General features: G+C 68.6%; 3 protein-coding genes and 1 pseudogene. 2 read left to right on the top strand and 2 right to left on the bottom strand.

The window, feature by feature from the left end; genetic code table 11:
• Together QOD90_RS16850 and QOD90_RS16845 are read right to left on the bottom strand one after the other, a co-directional pair.
• Nucleotides 1-475 (bottom strand): glycosyltransferase 87 family protein (locus tag QOD90_RS16850; protein WP_526351692.1); only part of this gene is annotated, 475 nt, incomplete at its 3' end.
• Between the two features lie 31 nt (nucleotides 476-506).
• On the bottom strand, nucleotides 507-998 hold the full coding sequence (locus tag QOD90_RS16845; protein WP_526351690.1) for a PaaI family thioesterase: 492 nt from the start codon (nucleotides 996-998) through the stop codon (nucleotides 507-509).
• Between the two features lie 156 nt (nucleotides 999-1,154).
• On the opposite strand from QOD90_RS16845, the gene glf reads away from it, so the two are divergent.
• Both glf and QOD90_RS16835 read left to right on the top strand, forming a co-directional pair.
• Complete coding sequence (glf, locus tag QOD90_RS16840) at nucleotides 1,155-2,333, top strand: UDP-galactopyranose mutase (protein WP_526351688.1); 1,179 nt, start codon at nucleotides 1,155-1,157, stop codon at nucleotides 2,331-2,333.
• Nucleotides 2,326-2,532: pseudogene (locus QOD90_RS16835) on the top strand (phosphatase PAP2 family protein); the annotation flags it as partial. The gene glf and the pseudogene QOD90_RS16835, both read left to right, overlap by 8 nt.

Raw genomic sequence — 2,532 nt, 5'->3', positions numbered from 1 at the left:
CGCGGCCCGGATGCTTGCGGCCGACCAGGTCCAGCATGATCATCGCGGCCAGGATCAGGTTGATCTGGCCGAAGCGCAGGGTGGCGCGGACCGGTTCCAGGGCGAGGCAGCCGAGCAGGGCCAGCGGCATCAGGATCGAGCGGGTCGCGACCGCGCGCGGGGCGCTCTGCCGCAGCACGGCGGCCAGGCCGGGTACCGAGACCCCGGTCCAGATCTTCACCGCCCACACCCAGGGCACGGCCGCGATCGGCATCATGAAGATCGCCGCGAACGGCGGGTAGGTGAACGGCAGCTTGCCCGGGCGCAGGTCGTACAGCGGATCGCCGGCGGCGACGAACTCCGCGCCCCGCCGGTACACCTTGAGGTCGAGCATCCCGCCGTCGCCCTTGGTGAGCCCGAGGTAGAGGGCCAGCAGGCAGGCCAGCAGCCAGAACCTGCGTTCCGGCGTTCGCCAGACGGCGGTCAGCACACCCATGCGACTTCCACCTTCCGGGGGAGCGGAGCCGTCAGTCCTGGCGGCGTTGCGCCTTCGGTGGCTTGCGGCGCCGCAGGAATGTACCGCTACCGGTGGCCGCCACCTCGTCGCCCTTGTACGCCCAGGCCTCGGCGAAGATCGCCGAGTTGCCCAGCTTGAGCACTTTCCCGACCAGCCGGAACGAGTCGCCGGCGCGTCCGCCGCCCGGCGTGGCCGCCCGGATCTCCAGGCTCACGCAGCTGTCCGAGGGTGGCAGCGCGGAATGGATCGCCATGCTCATCGCGGCGTCGAAGATGACGCCGAACAGGCCGCCCTGGACCCCGCCGTTCGGGTTGCACGCCTCGTTGATCGGGTTCCACGAACCCTCGCAGAGCCCGTTGCCGGCCGAGTCGAAACGCACCCCGAGCCGCTCGAGCAGCGGCATCTTGCCGTAGGGCAGATGTGGGGTCATGTCGCGTAGGACCGGCGCCGGGTCCGGGGTGGAGCCGTCCGCCGCGGGCAGGGTCGGGTCTACGTTCGGCATGCGGACATCATCCGACACCGCCTCGATCATCCGGCACCGCCGTCCCCCACTACCAGGAGGCCGACCCGTCGGCACGGAGGCCGACGCCAGGAGGCCGACCCGTCGGCACGGAGGCCGACGCCAGGAGGCCGACCCGTCGGCACTACCCTCAACGGTGTGAGTGTGGACCTGATAGTCGTCGGTTCGGGGTTCTTCGGGCTGACCGTGGCCGAGCGGGCGGCGACCGAGCTGAACAAGCGCGTCCTTGTGCTGGACCGCCGCTCGCACATCGGTGGCAACGCCTACTCCGAGCCCGAGCCCGAGACCGGGATCGAGGTCCACCGCTACGGCGCGCACCTGTTCCACACCTCCAACCAGCGGGTATGGGACTACGTAAACCGGTTCACCAGCTTCACGAACTACCAGCACCGGGTGTTCGCCCGGGTCAGCGACCAGGTCTACGCGTTCCCGATGAACCTGGCCCTGATCAACAGCTTCTTCGGGCGTAGCCACACCCCGGACGAGGCGAAGGCGCTGATCGCGAAGCAGGCCGCCGAGTTCGACACGGCCGGCGCGACCAACCTCGAGGAGAAGGCGATCTCCTTGATCGGGCGCCCGCTCTACGAGGCGTTCGTCAAGGGCTACACCGCCAAGCAGTGGCAGACCGACCCGACCGAGCTGGCCCCGTCGATCATCGCCCGGCTCCCGGTCCGCTACAACTTCAACAACCGGTACTTCAACGACACCTTCGAGGGCCTGCCGGTCGACGGCTACACCGCGTGGCTGGAGAAGATGGCCGACCACCCGAACATCGAGGTCCGCACCGACGTCGACTACTTCGACGTGCGGGCACACATCCCGGCAGGCACGCCGACGGTCTACACCGGTCCGCTGGATCACTACTTCGAGTACTCCGAAGGTCGTCTCGGCTGGCGCACGCTCGACTTCGAGCAGGAAGTCGTCGCGACCGGTGACTTCCAGGGGACGCCGGTCATGAACTACAACGACGAAGAGGTCCCCTACACGCGGATCCACGAGTTCCGGCACTTCCACCCGGAGCGCGACTACCCCAAGGACAAGACGGTCATCGTCCGGGAGTTCTCGCGGTTCGCGAAGGAAGACGACGAGCCGTACTACCCGATCAACACCGCGGACGACCGCGAGAAGCTCGAGCGGTACCGCGAGCTGGCGAAGGCCGAGGCGCGCGAGCGCAACGTGCTCTTCGGCGGCAGGCTCGGCACGTACAAGTACCTCGACATGCACATGGCCATCGGGTCGGCGCTGTCGGTGTTCGACAACAAGATCGCCCCGCACCTCACCGACGGCGCACCGCTCGACGGGTCGCTTGATGCGTGAGATCGCGGTTCTCGCCAAGGTTCAGGGAGCCATCGCGCGACCTTCGACAGTGAAGGCGGCACGCGGGCTCTCGCACTTCGGTGAGCACAGCGCGGGCTGGTTCGCCGCGGGTTTGGTCGGCGCGGCGGTGGACAAGCCGCGCCGGCGCGAGTGGCTGATCGCGTCGTTCGGTGTGGTCGGCGCGCACGCCGCGTCGATC

Origin of the sequence: Mycobacterium sp., from assembly GCF_032161845.1 — a bacterium.
In the GTDB taxonomy this organism is placed as follows: domain Bacteria; phylum Actinomycetota; class Actinomycetes; order Mycobacteriales; family Mycobacteriaceae; genus Mycobacterium.
Note: the sequence above shows the minus strand (reverse complement) of the source record. Positions and strands in the feature narration are given on the sequence as shown.

What these genes read in the sequence shown, in the direction of transcription:
- QOD90_RS16845 (WP_526351690.1), bottom strand. Translation starts at nt 998, where the DNA reads ATGCCGAACGTAGACCCGACCCTGCCCGCGGCGGACGGCTCCACCCCG.